This is a genomic window from Capnocytophaga sp. oral taxon 338 str. F0234, from assembly GCF_000192225.1.
Classification (GTDB): domain Bacteria; phylum Bacteroidota; class Bacteroidia; order Flavobacteriales; family Flavobacteriaceae; genus Capnocytophaga.
This window is the reverse complement of record NZ_GL872413.1, coordinates 1,744,374-1,764,198: the sequence shown is the minus strand read 5'-3', so window position 1 is coordinate 1,764,198 and position 19,825 is coordinate 1,744,374. Positions and strand designations below refer to the sequence as shown.

The following is a 19,825-nucleotide window of genomic DNA, read 5'->3' as shown; positions in this document are numbered from 1 at the left end:
TAAATTACAAAAATATATTTTTTTATAAAAATATTTTTAAATAGAGTTCTATTCTACTTTTATCCATTGTCCGGCATTGTGTGTATTATATTTGATATCATACATCGCTTCAGCGAAAGTACCAGGCAAGTAATATTGCCCTTTGTAAGAGGCATTCAGTTTAAGAGTAAATCTTTTAGTTTCCCCTGCTTTAAGCCCAAAATAGATATTGGCTCTATCATCACGGATATCTGCATAATCCCATTTGCTATTATCGGAATCGTAGTCTGTAAAACGTGTATTAATAATTTCCCAACCTGAAGGAATAAACTGTGTAAGAGCCACATTGGAGACTGCACTCTGTGTAGTATTGGTAGCTGAGATAGTACAGGTAAAGCTAGTCCCTTGAGGTAAGGACTCTATAGAGATATTCCCATTTCTATCACTATAACGGGTGGTTATGGAAAGGCCATTCTGTTGGGTTAATTCCTTTCCAACAGGAAGAATTCCACTACTAACTACACGTACATAGAGTGTTATTGCAGATTTGTTCTGCACACTTACTTGATGGTTCCCGATGTTATTAGAAAGATTTTTTGAAGCAAATCCTGTAGAACTACTTGTAAGTGTTCCTGTTTCTTTTCCTTCTTTGTAGGAGGCAGACCAGGACTTACCGGTTTTATTTTTAGTCACATAAAGAGCCATTGCATAGAGTCCATACGCAGTAGTTTGTGTACTTAACCATTCATTAGAGGAGAGTTTGTCAGAAATTTTTAGTGCCAATTCTGCTGCAATTTGTGATTTTCCTAATAATAATGCTGTTTCAAGCGACATAGCTTGATTGCGCATTGGTGATCCATACCCATAATAGCTGTCTTCAGAGGAATTATCAAACGTTACTTTTCGGAATAATGATTCGGCTACATTCTTTTGTCCTGCAATGGCATAAGCTGCTGCTAAGCGAGAGAGTGCTTCGTTGGAAAGATTAGAGGATTCTCTTAATCGGTTCATAGAAGCCATATCTGGGCTTTTTGCTAGAGCCAAAACATAGAGACGATAAGCTTGATTGAATGTAGAATAGGAACCATTATATACCCAATTACGAGCCATCGTTTTTTGATAATTAATCCATTTGGATTTACTTCCTATAGGGAGAGAGAATCCTTTCTTTTCTGCTTCAATATAGAATTGTCCAATGTAGGAAGTTACCCATTCATCAGCATAATCAGAACCTTGCCAATAGGAGAAACCTCCATTTGGTAATTGATTTTCAGAGAGTTTCTTTATAGTAGCACTTACATTATACTGTACTTCTGATTGTTGCTTAGTAGAGAGATTTTCAAAATCAGACAAATACAATTGAGGGAATCCTCCAGAGGTGAGTTGTTCTCCACAACCATGAGGGTATTCTATCAAGTATTTCAAACGTTGGGATAGGTTCACGCCTGGAAAAGAAGATACCTCTAACACACTAGCATTGGTACCTCTTTCTCCAAACACTTCAAAATTAACGCTCTGTGAGGAGTTGGGTTGTATAATTACATTTTTTACTTGGTATATTTTTGGATTAGGATTATATACATCCATCTCTACTTCATAAGTAGATTTTTCTCCTCCAGAGACTGCCTCAACGGTAATCTTACCTATCCCTATTTCCTTAACTTTTAAATTGAAATAAACCATTTTCTCAGAAGGTTCAGTGAAGGAAATATGCTGTTGTGTATCTCCATTTATACCAAACTTCTCATTAGTTTTTACTCGTATAGTAGCATTTTTTATTTGCTTTTCATTTGCAAAAACGGTAACAGGGAGGGTGATATTTTCTCCAGGAACAGCTTTTCTTGGAAGCGATGCCAAGACCATGATAGGACTTTTAATTGTGGTTGTTTTTTCAGCACTACCAAAGGCATTGTTTTTCACATCAGAAGCTACGACCATTACACGAGCAGAACCAATATAGTTAGGTAATGTAATCTGGTGCGATTTTGTTCCTCCGTTAAGAGTGAAAGGACCTTGTACAATAGTCAGAGGTTTGAAGCGATTGGCTTTTTTAGCCTTACCACCTCCTAAATCTTCATCACCTCCGATACTGAATATTTGATTAATAGTTCCTCCAAAAGCACCAATAACGTCATTATAAATGTCCCACGTTTTTACTCCCAAGGCTGTTTTAGCGAAGAAAGTATTCCAAGCATTAGGGGTTTTGAACCGAGTAAGGTCAAGCAACCCATCTTCAACAATGGCTAATGAATAGGTCATTGGCTTACCTGTTTTCTCACTTACCTTAATGGTAACTTGTTTTTCAGGACGAAGTACTCCGGGCATTTCTATCACGGGCTCTAACTTGGTTTTGGGATTATATACAGAAATAGGAGCTATTCCATATAGGCGAATAGGAGCATCATTCTTAGTTTGTGCATGTGGTTGCAAGAGTGTTACATATAGGTATACATTTGGAGCCATATCCTCAGTGATAGGCACTTGATAAGTTGTTTTTCCTTTTTGGGTATTTACCCAATAGGTTTTTAGAATTTTACTTCCGTTTTCCACAGAGATAAGAGCACGTCCACCAGCATCAGAAGGGAAAGAGAGTGTAGCTTTTTCTCCTACTTTGTAATCTTTCTTATCACTTGCAATCATAAGCATAGTAGCTTCAGTACCAGTGTTCTCTGAAGGTTCTCCCCAAGAATAGAAACGAGCATCAATACCTGCTTCGTGTTCACTTTCAATATCTTCTACTAAGAAGAAATACCTTCCAGCTTCAGATTTTTTAATTTGTATATTAAAAGAGGCTTTTCCATCATGTCCTGTAGTTACTTCTGTTGTAAAAGCAGGTGTTCTAGAATCAGAGGAGTTATAACTAGAAATATTATATTCAGAAACATCCCACCACCAGTTTTTGTCTATTTTGTAGGCATAGAGCTTAATTCTATGATTGGCAAGAGGCTTTCCATTCTGAGAGAGTATTACGGTTTGAAACTTAGTTACCTTATCTGTTTCATAATAATAATTATCATTAGGAGCCTTTATCCCTACATAACTTGAAAAAGGTGAATAGGTGGCTGAGGTAACATCAGTACTAAAATCACCTCCCTGTTCGTTAGCTTTGGTAAGGAAATTCACCTTGAGCATTTGAGTTGCATTTTCTAGCCTTTTAGGTTGAAAAAAGAAAGAGGCAGCTCCCTTTTCATCAGTTCTTCCATCAAATACAGATATTTCCTCAGAGGAAGAAGAAAAAGAGGTATTATTGAAAGTATAGCTTTCATATCCTTTAAAAGGATTAGGTTTAGGATATAATTTCCCTGTAATTTCTACTTTTACATTATTGGCAGGGGTTCCTTGTAGCCAATTCACTTGTAGGGATGCATTTTGCCCATCATTGGAAATAAACTTATCGGACAGACTATTGCTAATTTTAAGTCGGTTAGGCTTAATTGTTTCTATCTTAATGGTTTTGCTATAGGTTGTTGTACCTACTTTAATTTGGCAAGACCAGTTGCCGGTTATCGCTTCTGGACTTGTTTTTAAGGTAAATAGATAGTGATTATCAGGAGTTGAAGTTTTCACTAACTGTTGTACAACTTTTCCATTTGGATCTGAGAAAGTTAGCTTAATAGGTAAATTTTCAGGGAGCTTATTAGCGAAATCATTAAATATAAAGCCTACAGAGATATTATCACCAGGGCGCCATACACCACGCTCGGTATAGATGTATCCATTACGTCCTTTCTCTAATTCCATACCGCCCACTTCATAGTTACTTACAGATTGAGAAGAACCATCATCCACCTTAGCATAGGTAGTGTTATTATCCTTGCGAGCAACTACAAAATAGGCACGTTTTGAGGTAGTTACCGTAGCTTTACCTTCACTGTCAGTAGTAGCCTCTGAAAGTTTTTGTTGTTGGAAATCATAGAGTTCTACTTTAACCCCGCTTACTGGAGCTGTAGAGATGATATTGTTAACTATAACAGTATAATCATTGTTTTGCCCTCTTTTGACAATGACTCCTAAATCAGTAGCTAAGATATTTGTTTCTACAGCTTTGTTATAATAGTAGCTATCCTTACAAGGGTCATCTCTTTCTTCCCAATCATAATCGTAATAGTCGTCATCATAATCATAGTAGTCATTATCTCCATCTTCATCAGCTATCAAAAGATCTTCTTCTTTGATAGTAGTTTTGCTATTATTACAATTAAGGGCATATTCCTTTTTGAAGTCTATCTTTACTCGGTAGATAGCTCCTGGCTCGGGAGTTATAAGTTTGGATAAGTCCAATGCATGAGTGCTCCACTTGGAGAGGGAGTTCTTGGTGATAGAGCGAATAGGGATTACCTTACGGGCGATAGTAGCTCCCACTCTTCTTAAGCGAGAGGCTCCATTGAGGTCATTCTCTTGGAGGAATTGTAATACATTACTTTGATAAATACGTAGAACACTAATTTCTATAGCCTTCAGATTAATAGTTTGAAAATTAACTTTTAGGTTTTGAGAACTAGGGAGGATAATACCATTACGTACTAGGCGCACTTGTGGTTTGATAGGGTCAAAGGTTAGTTTCCCAGAGAAATCATATTTCATTCTTTCTCCATATTGGCTTCTAATACCCTGAAATACATTTATTTTTACTTCATTTTCGAAATTAGTATCAGCATATACTTTTAGGGTATTGCCAGAGGTAGAAAACTTAAAATCTCCTTCATACCCTTCTACAGCAACCAATCCACGAAAATCTTGGTTTTTTTCTAAAGGAGCAGAGAAGTCAATGTTAAAAGAATTATTTTCTCCTTCATTTAGCAAAAGTTGTACTACTCCAAAAGCATTATTAGGAGGAATATTAAGGGAACTTTCTCCACTGCTTTCTATATCATAAGAACTTCCATCCCATTGTACTTTAAGAGTTTGGGTCTCTGTACTGGGAGTGGGAATACTATCAATAATAATAGGAATTTGGGTGGATTTATCTTTAGCTAAAGCTTTAACCGTTAATTTTTTCCCATCAATAGAAGCGCTTATTATATTAGGAATTATATCAGGAGATAGATTATCACTTGCTTCTATATTTGCATTGAGAAAATAGTAATTTTGATCATAGGATTGTAAATCCTGAATATTTACCTCAAATTGTAGGCTCTGAGTACGTACATGAAAGAAAAACTTTTCTAAGTTCTTTTTTACTTTGAAAAGTTCTTTTAGGTGGAAGGTAACAAAATATTCTTGATTGTGAGGTAAAGCTTCATTAGGTTTGAATTTTATAAGATTTCCATCAATAATTACTTTACCTTCTACTTTAGGAGAAAGTTCGAAAAGCTTATCTATGTCTATATTTTGAATTTTCTCTTCACTTAAAGATTCTGTGAGGACAATTTCAATAGGGCTATCAGCAGAAATAATTCCAGAACTGAAGCCAGTAATATATTCTCTGAAAAGAGAAGGATCACTATCTTTTTGGCTCGCATTCTTTCCACAAGAAGCCAATAGTAATAGAAAGATAAAGAGGAAGGAGAGTTTCTTCATAATTTTTTATATTTATTTAAGTAAATAAGAATTGTACTTGACCTAATAATACAGGAGTCCAATTACAGCGCAAATTTATATATAAAAATTTAATTATCCAAATATTTTTCCAAAATAATTATAGAAATATTTTCTTATTATAATTCCCTTTTGGAGTCAATTTAGAAAGAATGACTTTAAATACTGTATAAATTATTGATTATGAATAATATTAATAACAAAGAAGTAATCCTTTTTAGGATTACTTCTTTGTTATGAAAAAACTGTGTTAAACTATCGTTTGATTACCCATTCTCCTTTCTCTAAGAGAGGAAGAGCTTGTTTGTATTTCATTTCTTTAGTTTCTCCATTTAGGATATTTTGAATAGTAACCTTATCATTTCGTCCTATTTTAGGTTGGCTACGGATGATAGGTTCAGTTACTTGTGGGGCAGGAGAAGCATGTTCTCCGGCTTCTCTATTTCTTTGTGCCAGTTCATCAGAATTAAGGATCTCTTCCTTAGAGGTTTGCAGATGTTCAGGAGCACGTCTTACTTCATGAGCTTCCTGTACGGAGTTCTCAGGGGTAGGTAGTTGTGCATGGAATAGGAAGGCTACAATCTCCTTATTTACTTTATCTACCATACTTTTGAACAAGTTATATGCTTCAAATTTGAAGATAAGTAAAGGATCTTTTTGCTCATGAGTAGCCAACTGGACAGATTGTTTGAGTTCATCCATCTGTCTGAGGTGAGTTTTCCATGCATCATCTATGATAGCAAGGGAGATATTCTTCTCAAAGTCCACAATAATTTGTTTGCCTTCTGTCTCATAAGCTTCTTTGAGGTCGGTGGTAATATTAAGACCTTTTTGTCCATCAGAGAAAGGAATGACAATACGTTCAAACTGATTACTTTTGTCCTCATATACGTTCTTAATAACAGGGTATGCAATAGCGGCATTGCGCTCGCTACGTTCTTTGTATAGAGAGAGCAACTGTGGGTAGAGTATTTTGATAAGATCCTTGAGAGACTTTCTGTGGAAATCATCCTCAGAAATACTTGGTTCAGTTCCAAAGTATTTAAAATATTCATACTCAAAGTTCTTATAATCATTACCTGGTTTGTTACTTTCTATTATAGTTTCGCAAGTATCATAGATAATATTGGCAATATCCACCTGTAAGCGTTCCCCATAAAGGGCGTGACGACGGCGCTTGTAGATCACCTCACGCTGCGCATTCATTACATCATCGTACTCAAGCAAACGCTTACGTATTCCAAAGTTATTTTCCTCTACTTTCTTTTGTGCTCTTTCTACATTTCGTGTAATAACGGGATGTTCTAGTACTTCTCCTTCTTTAAGTCCTTGTCCTAAGCGGTCAAGAAATTTGATAGCACGTTCCATTCCGTAGAGGCGCATAAGATTATCCTCGAAGGAAACAAAGAACTTGGAGCTACCTGGGTCTCCTTGACGACCAGAACGACCACGAAGCTGCCTATCCACACGTCGAGAATCATGCCTTTCAGTACCAATAATAGCTAATCCTCCGGCTTCTTTTACCTCATCGGTAAGCTTAATATCCGTACCACGACCTGCCATGTTGGTGGCGATAGTTACTACTCCCTTCTTACCGGCTTCTGCAATAATCTCAGCTTCTTTTTTATGGAGCTTGGCATTCAATACATTATGTGGAATGTTACGTAGCTTAAGCATACGGCTTAAGAGTTCAGATACCTCCACTGAGGTAGTCCCAATTAGTACAGGACGTCCTGCCTGAGAGAGGCTTACAACCTCCTCAATGACAGCGTTGTATTTTTCACGTTTGGTTCTATAGATTTGATCATTTTGGTCATTACGGGCAATGGGGCGGTTAGTAGGAATCTCCATCACGTCTAACTTATAGATTTCCCAGAACTCACCTGCCTCTGTCGTCGCCGTACCTGTCATCCCAGCTAACTTACGATACATACGGAAATAGTTCTGTAGAGTGATGGTTGCATAAGTTTGTGTAGCTGCTTCTACTTGTACATTTTCCTTAGCTTCAATGGCTTGGTGTAAACCATCAGAGTAACGACGTCCATCCATAATACGTCCTGTTTGCTCATCTACGATAAGGACTTTATTATCAATAACTACATATTCAATGTCTTTTTCAAACAAAGTGTAAGCTTTGAGTAGCTGATTTACTGTATGTATACGCTCACTTTTTTCTCCAAACTCTTGGTAGAGTTTGTCCTTCAATGCATTTTCTTCTTCCTTGGGCAGATGTTGTTTTTCAATATTAGCAATTTCAGCACCGATATCGGGCATTACGAAGAAGTTTTTATCTTCCCCTTGCGACATTTCATTGATCCCCTTATCAGTAAGCTCTATTTGATTATTTTTTTCATTGATAACAAAGAGAAGGTCCTGATCTATTTTAGGCATTTCTCGGTTATTATCTTGCATGTAGTAGTTTTCCGTTTTTTGGAGGAGCTGTTTCATTCCTTCTTCACTAAGGAATTTGATAAGAGCCTTATTCTTAGGGAGTCCACGATGTACACGGAGCAAGAGTACCCCTCCTTCTTTGGTATTACCTTCAGCAATAAGCTTTTTAGCTTCTGCTAATACGTTAGTTAGGTGCTTGCGTTGTTTTTCCACTAAGGCTTCTACAGCAGGCTTAAACACATCAAATTCATGAAACTCGCCACGAGGCATAGGACCTGATATGATAAGTGGAGTACGAGCATCATCAATAAGGACAGAGTCCACCTCATCCACAATAGCATAGTTATGAGGGCGTTGTACTAACTCATCAGGAGTATGTGCCATATTGTCACGAAGGTAATCAAAACCAAATTCGTTATTAGTACCGTAGGTAATATCAGCAGCGTAAGCCATTCTACGTCCTAAAGAGTTAGGTTGATAATTATCAATACATTCTACTTTAAGTCCATGAAACTGAAATAAAGGAGCCATCCAAGCGCTATCACGGCGAGCCAAGTAATCATTTACGGTTACTAAATGCACTCCATTTCCTGTAAGAGCATTAAGATAAAGAGGCAAAGTAGCCACGAGGGTCTTACCCTCCCCTGTTTGCATTTCAGCGATTTTTCCTTGGTGCAAGGCAATCCCACCGATAAGTTGCACATCATAGTGTACCATATCCCAAGTGATAGGTTTTCCAGCAGCATCCCAAGAGTTCTTCCACAGAGCTTTTTCTCCCTCAATAGTCACGTAATCCTTCATAGAAGCCAACTCCCTATCATAAGGAGAAGCTGTTACTTCAAGGGTGGGGTTGTCCACGAAGCGCTGAGCTGTTTCTTTCATGACAGCAAAAGCCTCTGGGAGAATGTCATTAAGGACTTTCTCTCCAGCTTTGTATGCCTCATCATTTAATTTATCTATTTCAGTATAAAAATCTTCTTTTTGGTCAATATCTTCAGTGCTATCAGCTTGTTCTTTAAGAGATTGTATTTTCTCTTCATATTCTTTTCGAGCATTAGCAATGCGTTCTTTGAACTCTGTGGTTTTAGCCCGTAACTGATCATTACTTAATGATTTGTATTGTGCTTGATGGGCATTGATTTGTTCCACCAATGGCGCAATCTCTTTCATATCTTTCTTGGCTTTATCACCGACAAAGATTTTTATTAATGAACTTATAAAACTCATAAAATGTATTTATTAATTTAGAAAACAAACAATTTAATCAAAAAATATACCACAGTTATTTTGGCTGACAAAAGTACAAAAATTCTTTTTCAAATAAAGTTAAAGACTGACATTTTTTCAGTTACTACTTTGTTTGAAGAATGTAATGTTCTCTATTCTTTTGTAATATACTGATTGGTAGGTAGAACACTTATTTTTTCTTCATTTAATAAAAGAGTTAATACATGTAAAATCTCCCATTCATGATAAGGAGAGATAAGGCAGATTTCCTGAGAGGACATAGGGTGATGGGCAATGAGTTTTAGAATTTCTTCAGAGATGGTTCTTATATGCTCTTTGGTAAGTTTTTCTTGTTTGTTTTCTATGCAATGAGAGCAGATGCCACAATTTTCTTTTGTTTGTTCTCCAAAATATTCCAAAAGGAAGCGTTGATTACATTTTTCGTCTTGCCCAATATATTTTAATACGTCATTACATTGATCTATTTTGTGCTGATTATACCATTTGATTTGAGGGGAGATATAGTTAATGGTTCTGTCATCATCACGTGGCATAAGGAAAGTGATTTCGGCATCAGTATTTTCACTTTTGTAGGCTATTACACTGTCATTTTTAAGTTTCTCTAACTTCTTCTGTATCTGCAAGGCGGTTGTATGTAAGTTGATAGCGATTTTCTCTACTCTAAAAGAGATGGTTTGCTCATGAATACCTGAATATTTTCGCATAAGGAAGAATAGGAGTTCTTTTTCTTGAGGATTTCTCTCTAAATAGTTGATGACTTCTCGGCTTGAGAGGAGAATTTGTACAGTTGCTTTTCTGAAAAAAGCTTGACTTAAGGAGAGTACACTATTACGGTCTAATACTTCTAATCCTTGATAGATTTTTAGGGCATCTAATTGTGTTTTTATTGCAAAATCGGCTAAGTTGAAGATATGTGTAGTTCCTTCTCCTTCTCCCAAGACTATTTGAAAGTAACTACAAAGTTTTGGGTATAGTTCTTTGAGAAAAGGAACAGATACCTGACTTCTTTGTGTATCTACTAAAAGCTTTCTAACATCACTATCATTGTATAGGATAATTGCAAAAGCCTTTTGATGATCTCTACCAGCCCGTCCTGCTTCTTGGAAATAATCTTCTAAAGAATTGGGTAAATCCCAGTGAATGACAGTGCGTACATTGGGCTTATCAATTCCCATACCAAAGGCATTGGTAGCTACCATAACTTGTACATCATCTAACCTCCACATACCTAATCGTTTGCTTTTTTCTTCTGATGAAAGCCCTCCGTGGAAGCTAGTGGCAGAGAATCCTTCTTCACAGAGGTGCTGTGCTAATTCCTCGCTTAGTCTTCGGTTCCTTACATAGATGATACTACTTTCTTTGTTTTTCAGTAGGATACGTTCTAATCGGCTCCATTTATTATCTATTTTGTAAATCATATAGGCTAAATTGGTACGGATAAGGCTACTTTTCAGTACAGTTGCTTTAGGAATTTGTAAGTTTTCTAAAATATCCATTTGTACCTTTTCAGTAGCTGTAGCGGTAAGGGCTATGATAGGTAAGGAAGGAAACCAGTCTCTTAGTTTTCTACACCTTAAGTAAGCAGGGCGAAAGTCCTTCCCCCAGTGAGAGATACAATGGGCTTCATCAATCACTATATAATTGATAGGAGAGGCTTTTAATTGGAATTCTACTTCTTCATTATCAAGACGCTCAGGAGCCATATAGAGAAACTTATAAGCATTGTTCTGTACATTGTTCATCAGTCGTTCCATTTCATAGTAAGGAATACTTCCTGTAAGGGCTAAAGCCGGAATACCTCTATCTGTAAGGCTTCTTACTTGATCTTCCATCAGAGAAATAAGGGGAGAAATCACTAAGCATACCCCTTCTTTCATCATTGCAGGTACTTGAAAACAGAGTGATTTTCCCCCTCCTGTAGGGAGCATAGCTAAGATATCTTTTCCTTCAAGAATAGACATTACTATGGGCTCCTGTGTAGTACGAAACTGCTCATATCCCCAGTATTTCTTAAGAATTTCCAAGGCGAATGGATGCATAGTTTAAAGTATTAGAAATGGCAAAGATACAAAATTAATGATTAATTTGTTAATGATTAACGGTTTATTTGTATAAGTCAATAAAAAGTAATACCTTTGGCGATTATTAAGAAAAAATGAAAAAGACGCTCCGCATAGGTACTCGTGATAGTGAGCTTGCTCTTTGGCAGGCAAGAAAAGTACAATCTCTTTTAGAAGCATTGGGCTATCCCACTACATTGGTTCCGGTGAAATCTCAAGGAGACCTTACTTTGGACATTCCCTTATATACAATGGGGATTACAGGAGTATTTACCAAGGTTCTTGATGTGGCTATGCTACAAGGTGTTATAGATATAGCAGTACACAGCATGAAAGATGTACCTACCACTCTTCCTAAAGGAATTATAAAAGGAGCAATACTTAAGCGTGCCAATGTACAAGATGTACTGGTGTACAAGGAGAATCTGGACTTTCTCTCCCATACTCATGCTACCATAGCTACAGGAAGTTTGCGCCGAAAAGCCCAATGGTTACGTCGTTTTCCTACTCACTTGGTAGAGAATCTCAGGGGTAATATCAATACACGATTGGAGAAGTTACATAAAAGTCCTTGGCAAGGGGCTATCTTTGCAGCTGCTGCTTTGGAACGTTTGGATAAGAAGGAGGTGAATGCTTTCCCTCTGGACTGGATGACTCCAGCTCCTGCACAGGGAGCTATTATGGTTGTCTCAAAAGCTGAAGATACTTATACTAAAGAAGCACTTGCCCTTATTAATGATCAGCCAACAGATATAGAAACCAATATAGAGCGTCGCTTTCTGAAAAGATTGGAAGGAGGTTGTACGGCTCCTATTGGAGCAAAGGCAACCCTTGACGGAAAAACGATTTCTTTCGTGGGGAATCTTTTTTCCCTAGATGGAAAGCATGCTATAGAAGTTAAAAAAACGATTTCTTTAGATGATATAGAAAATTTCCCTGAGGCTTGTGCTGATGAAATATTATTGAAAGGAGGAGCTGACCTCATGCAAGAAATACGAAAAGTAATGAATATTCAAAAGTAATGCTTGTAAAAATATTTAATCTTGTTTCCAGACATAAGTTTTTCTCCATTTTATTGCTCTTACTTTGGGCGGGGATTGCTTTGTGGGGAGTTGTACACTTGCGTTTTGAAGAAGATATCACTAAGGTTCTCCCACAGAATGAGAAAACCTCTCTCACAGCTAAAGTACTTAAGCAACTGAATTTTGCGGATAAGATTTCGGTGATTGTAAGTGAAGAAACAGAAGGCTCCTTTGCTGACATTCAGGAACTTACTGATACTCTTTGTGATAATCTCAGACGAAAATTTCCTCAGTACTTTACGGATATTCAGGGTATTATCTCTGAAGAAGAGATAGATCAAACTTGGGTATTTGTCAATGAGCATTTACCCTTATTTCTGGAAGAAACGGATTATCAAGTTCTGGAGCAGAAAATGCAACCTGATAGCTTAGAAGCCTTAGTACAAGCTCACTACCGTATGATGCTTACTCCAGCAGGAATGGTTACTCAAAAGTTTATCCGAAAAGATCCTTTTTCACTTACATTCAAAGGTTTAGGGAAACTTCAATATCTTAATATAGGTACTGACCTTACCCTTTTTGATGGCTATCTTACTACCGCTGACCATAAGAATATTCTTTTCTTTCTTAATCCTGTATATGAAGGGAATGATACTGAGCATAATACTGCTTTTGTGCAGGAATTGGAGAGACTCCAAGTACAACTTAACCAGCAATATATAGGGAAGGCTTCTTGTGAATTCTTTGGGGCTCCTTTTATTTCAGTGAGCAACGCTTCCCAGATTAAGACTGATATTCTTACCACTGTACTTGTCTCTCTTTTTGCTTTGTATGTGCTGTTGGCTTTCTTTTATCGGAGTATTACAATCCCTTTAATAGCTTTTGTTCCTTCGCTCTTTGGAGTACTTTCTGCTTTAGCTTTTCTCTATATGCTAAAGGGACATATCTCAGCCATTTCCATTAGTTTAGGAGCAGTGCTTTTAGGAGTTACGATAGACTATTCCTTACATATTCTTACTCACTATAAGGCGACACAGGATACTCAAGAGCTCTATCGTTCGGTTACTGTTCCCATTCTTTTAAGTAGTATTACTACGGCAATCTCCTTTTTGTGTTTGCTTTTTGTTCATTCAGAGGTAATGCGTGATTTAGGTTTTTTTGCCTGTATAGGGATTATGGTCTCGGCATTACTTTCCTTATTGATGATTCCTCATTTTTATAGAAAAAACCGAGATATAGAAATACGAAAAACTTTTCTTGATAGGGTAGGAGCTTATCCTTTTCATCAGAATAAATGGATAGTAGGAAGTTGCTTATTCCTTATTATAGTGAGTTTTTTTGCTTTTAAACAAGTACGCTTCAATGGTGATATAACTTCTATTAACTATCTTAATGAGCGTTATGCCAAGACTCAACATAAGATAGAAACCCTTACGGATAACAAATACAAATCCCTTTATACGGCTGCTTATGGTAACTCCTTGAATGAAGTTCTTGAACAGAATTTCCACCTTTACCACTCTTTAGAACAATTACAAAGAGAAGGTAAACTTAAGCAATTTTCTTCCTTAGGAAATATTGTCCTTCCAGAGAGTGAACAAAAAAAGCGTCTGGTATATTGGAAAACCTTTTGGAATAACCGAAGAATCACTCAAGTGAAACAAGCACTGATGATTTCTGCTCAGAAAGTAGGTTTTAAACCTTCTATGTATGCACCTTTCTTTGCTTATTTGGAACAACCTAAAGAACTTATTACCCATCTTACAACATACGAAGATCTTACCTCCATCCCTATTAAAGATTTTATTACTGAGAAGAATGGATTCTATACAATTGCTAATTTGGTTAAACTTACTCAAGGACAACGAGAAGCTTTTATCCAGCAAATAGAGAAGAAGACTCCTGCAATAGTGATAGATCGTAAGAATATTAGTGAAACTTTCTTAGGTAAACTTAAGGATGATATATTAGCATTGGCTTTCTATGCTTCTTTTGCAATTTTCTTTATTCTGTTACTTTTTTTCCGCCGGATAGAGCTTGTTCTGCTCACCCTTATTCCTATTGCTCTTACAGGAGTAGTTACTACTGCCCTGATGAATCTCTTTGGAATGGAGTTCAATGTATTTAGTATGATTGTCTGTACTTTAGTACTGGGACATTCAGTGGATTTTAGTATTTTTATGACTTGCGCCTTGCAGAAAGACTATTCCACAGGTAAGGATGAGCTTCCTGTATATAAGGTCTCTGTGCTACTTGCTTCCATTACTACCTTCTTGGCTATTGGTACGCTAATTTTTGCTAAGCATCCAGCTTTGAAATCTATTGCCTCAGTATCACTCATTGGGATATTTTCTGCTTTAATGATTACTTTTGTCTTTTACCCCTCTCTTTTTAAGTTTTTTATTTTTAGGCGACCCCAGCGAGGATTATCTCCTATCTCTTTACGTATATTCTTGAATAGTTTCATATCCATACTTTACTATGTGGTATTTTCGGTACTTTTTTCTAATTTGGGTTGGCTTTTATTGAAACTTTTACCCAAAGGGAAAACCCTATGGCTTCGCTACTTAGCAGCGAAATTTACTACTTCTGTACTGTACTCCAATCCTTTTGTACGAAAGAGAGTGGAGAATCCTTTGTCTATTGATTTTTCTTATCCTTCTGTATTGATAGCCAATCATAGTTCATGGCTTGATACGCTTGCTATAGGAATGCTTACTCCACGTGTGAGTTATATGGTTAATGATTGGGTATATCATTCTGCAGTATTTGGAAGATATGTACAAGCAATGAATTTCTATCCTGCTTCTAAGGGGATAGAAAAAGGGGTAGATATTTTCAGAAAGAACTTTGAAGATGGTTATTCTGCCATGATATTCCCAGAAGGCAAACGCTCGGAGAGTAATGTTATCCACCGTTTCCATAAGGGAGCTTTTCTGTTGGCTGAGGAATTTCAAAAGCCCCTAACTCTAATATATATACATGGTAATTCAGAAGTACAGCCTAAGGGAGACTTTGCTATTTACGACGGGAGTATCACTGTACTGGCTGCCGAGCAGATAGCTCCTAATGACCCACGTTTTGGAATAACCCACCGGGAGCGTGCCAAGCTTATAGGTAAATACTTCCGTGAGCAGTTCGCCCTGATGCGCCAACGTATAGAAGGGGAGGACTACCTTAAGAAAAAACTTTTTCTAAGTTACTTGTATAAGGAACCTTACATAGTGCATGCTGTTCGTACTGACTTCCAAAAGCGTAAAAAGCAGTACCATGCTCTTTCCCTTTCTTTACCTGAAAAAGCCACTGTCCTTCATTGGGCAGATGACTACGGTCAAGCAGATTTCTTACTCCTTCTAACCTATCCTGAACGTACTTTTATTACTCTTATAACCGATGATCATAAGCGTGCTATTGCCCAACAGTCCTATCTTACCCATATCCGTAAAATAAGGTACTATAAGGAACTTCCTGAAGGGATTATGTATGAATGGATGGTGGATACAAGGGAAGGGAAAGTGCAAGCAAGAAAAAGGGCGACTGACTAATGCAAACTATATGCATACTATATACAAATTAAGAAAAAGTTTTTGTGAAAACCGCTATATATTACAAGAAAAAAACCTATATTTGCACGAATTTAAAATATAAATTAGGATTAAATTATTACCATATATGAAGACCATTAATGATATTTCTTGCAAAGGCAAGAGAGTATTGGTACGTGTGGATTTCAATGTTCCTGTGAATGAGCAATATGAAATCACAGATACCACACGTATTGAGGCAGCTAAGCCTACTATCTTAAAAATTGTGAACGATGGGGGAAGTGCTATTCTTCTTTCACACTTTGGACGTCCTAAAGGGAAGGATGATAAGTATTCTTTTGCTCATTTGGTAAAACAAATAGGTGAAGTACTTGGTGTACCTACCCATTTTTGCCCGGATTGTATAGGTGAAGTAGCGGAGAATACGGCTAAAAACTTACCTGCAGGTCAGGTACTCCTCCTTGAGAATGTACGTTTTCATCCCGAAGAAGAAAAAGGAGATGAGGCATTTGCTGCTAAGCTTGCTAAGCTTGGTGATGTGTACGTGAATGATGCTTTTGGCACCGCACACCGTGCCCATGCTTCTACTACTGTTTTGGCAAAATTTTTTCCTAAGGATAAGTATTTTGGGTATCTCCTTGCTAAGGAAATTGAAAGTATAGAAAAGGTAATGAAAACAGGCGAGAGACCTGTAACAGCTATTTTGGGAGGTTCTAAAGTATCCTCAAAAATTACTATCATAGAGAATATTTTGGACAAGATAGACCATCTTATTATTGGAGGTGGAATGGCTTTTACCTTTATCAAAGCGCAAGGTGGTCAGATAGGAAACTCTATTTGTGAAGATGATAAGTTGGATTTGGCTTTGGATATTCTTAAGAAAGCTAAGGAAAAAGGAGTACAAGTGCACTTACCTGTAGATGTGGTTGCTGCTAATGATTTTAATAATAATGCCTCTACACAAGTGGTAGCTATTGACCAGATTCCTAATGGCTGGCAAGGCTTGGATGCAGGAGAAAAATCTTTAGAGAATTTTAAGAAAGTAATCCTTGCTTCTAGAACTATTCTATGGAATGGACCTGTAGGAGTATTTGAGATGCCTCGTTTTGCCAAAGGGACTATTGCTGTGGGAGAATATGTAGCAGAAGCTACTGCTAAAGGAGCTTTCTCCTTAGTAGGTGGAGGGGACTCAGTGGCTGCTGTAAAGCAGTTTGGTTTTGAAAATAAAGTAAGCTATGTATCCACTGGAGGAGGAGCTATGCTTGAGAGTTTGGAAGGAAAAATACTTCCAGGGATCAGGGCTATTAATGAGTAAAAAAATATGAAATTTAAAAGAGGCTGTCTGAAAAAGATAGCCTCTTATTTTTATATAAAAAAATTATAAAAAAAAATTGAAATTCTTAATTGAATGATAATTTTTCGTTTTTCATAAAAAAAGATTTCGTTTTAGAAAAACTTTTAGAAAAAGTATTGTAGTTTTGCATGATATTTGAAACAATAATAATGGGCAGTTACTGTTCACTATTCACTATTCATTAAATTGATGGATACAAAAGAGATATTAAAAAAAGTAAGGAAAATAGAGATTAAGACCAAAAAATTAAGTGATAATATTTTTGGTGGAGAGTATCATTCTGCTTTTAAAGGACGTGGAATGACCTTCAGTGAGGTGCGTCCATACCAATATGGAGATGATATTCGTAATATTGATTGGAATGTAACGGCTCGCTATAATGAGACCTTTGTAAAAGTATTTGAAGAGGAGCGTGAACTGACCTTGATGCTCTTAGTAGATGTTAGTGGGAGTGAATTTTTTGGTTCTTTGCAGCAGTTCAAAAATGAGATTATTACGGAAATTGCAGCTACTCTGGCTTTTGCCGCTTTGCAAAACAATGATAAAACGGGACTTATCCTCTTCTCCGATCAGATAGAACTTTATATTCCTCCTAAAAAAGGCAAATCACATATCTTGCGCATTATACGTGAACTTATTGAATTCCAACCTCAAAGTAAACGTACTAATATCGCCCATGCTTTAGAATTTCTTAATAAGGTGATGAAGAAAAAAACAATTGCTTTTTTGCTCTCAGATTTTATAGGCGAAGATTACCAAAAACCTTTGCAAATAGCAGCTCGTAAGCATGACCTTACAGGAATACGCCTCTATGATCAGCGGGAAACAAGCTTACCTAATGTAGGAGTTATTTTAGTTAAGGATGCCGAAAGTGAACAGCTCTCATATATAGATACTACTTCAAAAGCTGTGCGTGACAGGTATACAAAGGATTATCAGCAGAAAGTCTCTTATTTTGAAACTACTTTCCGTCATTTAGGGGCTGGAGTACTTCAGTGTCGTACAGATGAGAGTTATACCAAAAAATTATTAGGATATTTCAAATATAGAGCCTGATTATGAACATGAAGTTTAGTTTATTATTTTGTTTTATTTTTCCTATTTGTCTTTATGGACAACAAGTGAATATTTCAGCTACACCAGATCGTAATGAGATAAAAATAGGGGAACAGATTCACTATAAAATTAGTGTAGAAACAGATTCTACTGCACGAGTATCTTTTCCTGATGCTAATCAGTTTGCTCCTTTTGAGATGGTAACGGAAGCTCCTATAGATACTTTTAAGGAGAGAGAAAAATTTCGCTTGATAAAGGAATATGCCCTTACCCAGTTTGATTCAGGACATTATACCCTTCCTCCCTTACATATAGATATTAATAAACAGGTATATCAAACAGATTCTTTGCATTTTATAGTACAAAATGTTGCTGTAGATACCCTCAAACAACCCCTTTATGATATAAAACCAGCTATTGAAATAAAGAAAGGGAAGAAAGCATCTTTATTTTGGTATTGGTTGATGGGAGTTGTAGTCATTTCAGGAATCATTTTTAGTATTTATTGGTTTTTTCTTAGAAAAAGGCGAAAGGAAGAAAAAGATGAGATAGCCTTATTACCTCCCTTTGATAGGGCTTTGTTGAAATTAAAGAATCTAAAGGACTCTCGCTATCTCATAGAATCCAATCATAAGGAATATTATTCTGTCCTTACAGATATTGTCCGAAAGTATTTGGAAGAAGAAATACATATCTCAGCAACAGAGAGCACTACTGACGAACTTCTTACCAAATTACAAGTATTCTTGGATGCTGGAAAGTTACATCTTTCCTCTGATGTAATCAATGAACTTAGAACAGTATTACATAAGGCGGATTTGGTGAAGTTTGCTAAGTCCCAACCTGAAGATTTTGAGGCAGAGAAGGATAGAGAATCTATAGAAACAATAGTTGTAAAGACCAATGAAGGACTTCCTGATACTCCTCAAGAGGAAGATTTGCAGGATATCTATCAAAAGCAATTGTCCGAGGATCAACGTAATAAAAGACGTAAAAGATATCTTTTAATTGCTTCTGTAGCCAGTGTTCTACTTCTTGTCTTAATTGCCTGTACATGGTATGCCTTCACTGTAGGAAAAAATAAAGAAATTAGTATGGAGAATTGGTATACAAGTTCCTATGGTTATCCAGCAATAACTATTACCACTCCCCAGGTACTCAAGCGTGAGAAAAGTACTAATCAAGCAGATAAATTTGTCTATATTAATCCTAAGGATGAACTTTCTATAATGCTTATTAGCAATAGCTTAAAGGATTATATAAAAGAACTTGCCATTGAAAGGGCACAACAAGAGACACAAGCCGATGAACAAGAGAAATCACAGAGTGAGAATTCTTTAGAAGAGATGGTGCTTAAGATGATAGAGGTGGAACTAGAGAAACATTTTAATGGAGAGAATATTCTCATCAAAGAGGAACCTTACACGGCTACACAAGGAGTAGCAGGGCATAAAGTATTTGGATCTTTTACAGAAAAGAAAGCGCAAAAGACAAGAAAAATGCGCTATCAAAGTTTCTTTTTTATCACAGGAGAAAACCTGCAGATGATACTTTTTACCTATCCAGAGGATGAAAAAGCGTTAGGAGCTTCGTTAGTGGAAAAGATAATGACAACTGTAGGTATTCAGTAAG

8 protein-coding genes are annotated in these 19,825 nt (G+C 36.7%); 5 read left to right on the top strand and 3 right to left on the bottom strand.

Features of this window, described 5'->3' with window-relative positions:
* Window positions 1-48: 48 nt before the first annotated feature.
* The 3 genes from HMPREF9071_RS07970 to HMPREF9071_RS07960 all read right to left on the bottom strand — a co-directional run bounded on the left by HMPREF9071_RS07970 (window position 49) and on the right by HMPREF9071_RS07960 (window position 11,195).
* Window positions 49-5,499 (bottom strand): alpha-2-macroglobulin, encoded by a 5,451-nt coding sequence (locus HMPREF9071_RS07970; protein ID WP_009746101.1) that lies wholly within the window; start codon window positions 5,497-5,499, stop codon window positions 49-51.
* Window positions 5,500-5,772: 273 nt separating this feature from the next.
* Window positions 5,773-9,135, bottom strand: a complete 3,363-nt coding sequence (secA, locus tag HMPREF9071_RS07965; RefSeq protein WP_009746100.1) for a preprotein translocase subunit SecA — start codon at window positions 9,133-9,135, stop codon at window positions 5,773-5,775.
* A gap of 152 nt (window positions 9,136-9,287) precedes the next feature.
* Window positions 9,288-11,195 carry an ATP-dependent DNA helicase RecQ gene (locus HMPREF9071_RS07960; RefSeq protein ID WP_009746099.1) on the bottom strand — a complete coding sequence of 636 codons (1,908 nt, stop codon included), beginning with the start codon at window positions 11,193-11,195 and terminating at the stop codon, window positions 9,288-9,290.
* A 116-nt stretch (window positions 11,196-11,311) separates the two neighbouring features.
* Between HMPREF9071_RS07960 and hemC the strand changes: the two genes are divergently transcribed.
* From hemC to HMPREF9071_RS07935, 5 genes are all read left to right on the top strand, one after another.
* On the top strand, window positions 11,312-12,238 hold the full coding sequence (gene hemC, locus HMPREF9071_RS07955) for a hydroxymethylbilane synthase (protein WP_009746098.1): 927 nt from the start codon (window positions 11,312-11,314) through the stop codon (window positions 12,236-12,238).
* On the top strand, window positions 12,238-15,783 hold the full coding sequence (locus tag HMPREF9071_RS07950; RefSeq protein ID WP_009746097.1) for an MMPL family transporter: 3,546 nt from the start codon (window positions 12,238-12,240) through the stop codon (window positions 15,781-15,783). The genes hemC and HMPREF9071_RS07950 overlap by 1 nt, the downstream gene beginning before the upstream one ends.
* Before the next feature lie 127 nt (window positions 15,784-15,910).
* Window positions 15,911-17,098 (top strand): phosphoglycerate kinase, encoded by a 1,188-nt coding sequence (gene pgk, locus HMPREF9071_RS07945; RefSeq protein WP_009746096.1) that lies wholly within the window; start codon window positions 15,911-15,913, stop codon window positions 17,096-17,098.
* A gap of 228 nt (window positions 17,099-17,326) precedes the next feature.
* Complete coding sequence (locus HMPREF9071_RS07940; protein WP_009746095.1) at window positions 17,327-18,193, top strand: DUF58 domain-containing protein; 867 nt, start codon at window positions 17,327-17,329, stop codon at window positions 18,191-18,193.
* 2 nt (window positions 18,194-18,195) lie between these two features.
* Entirely contained in the window at window positions 18,196-19,824 is a 1,629-nt protein-coding gene (locus tag HMPREF9071_RS07935; protein WP_009746094.1) for a hypothetical protein, read from the top strand.
* Window position 19,825: the final 1 nt, after the last annotated feature.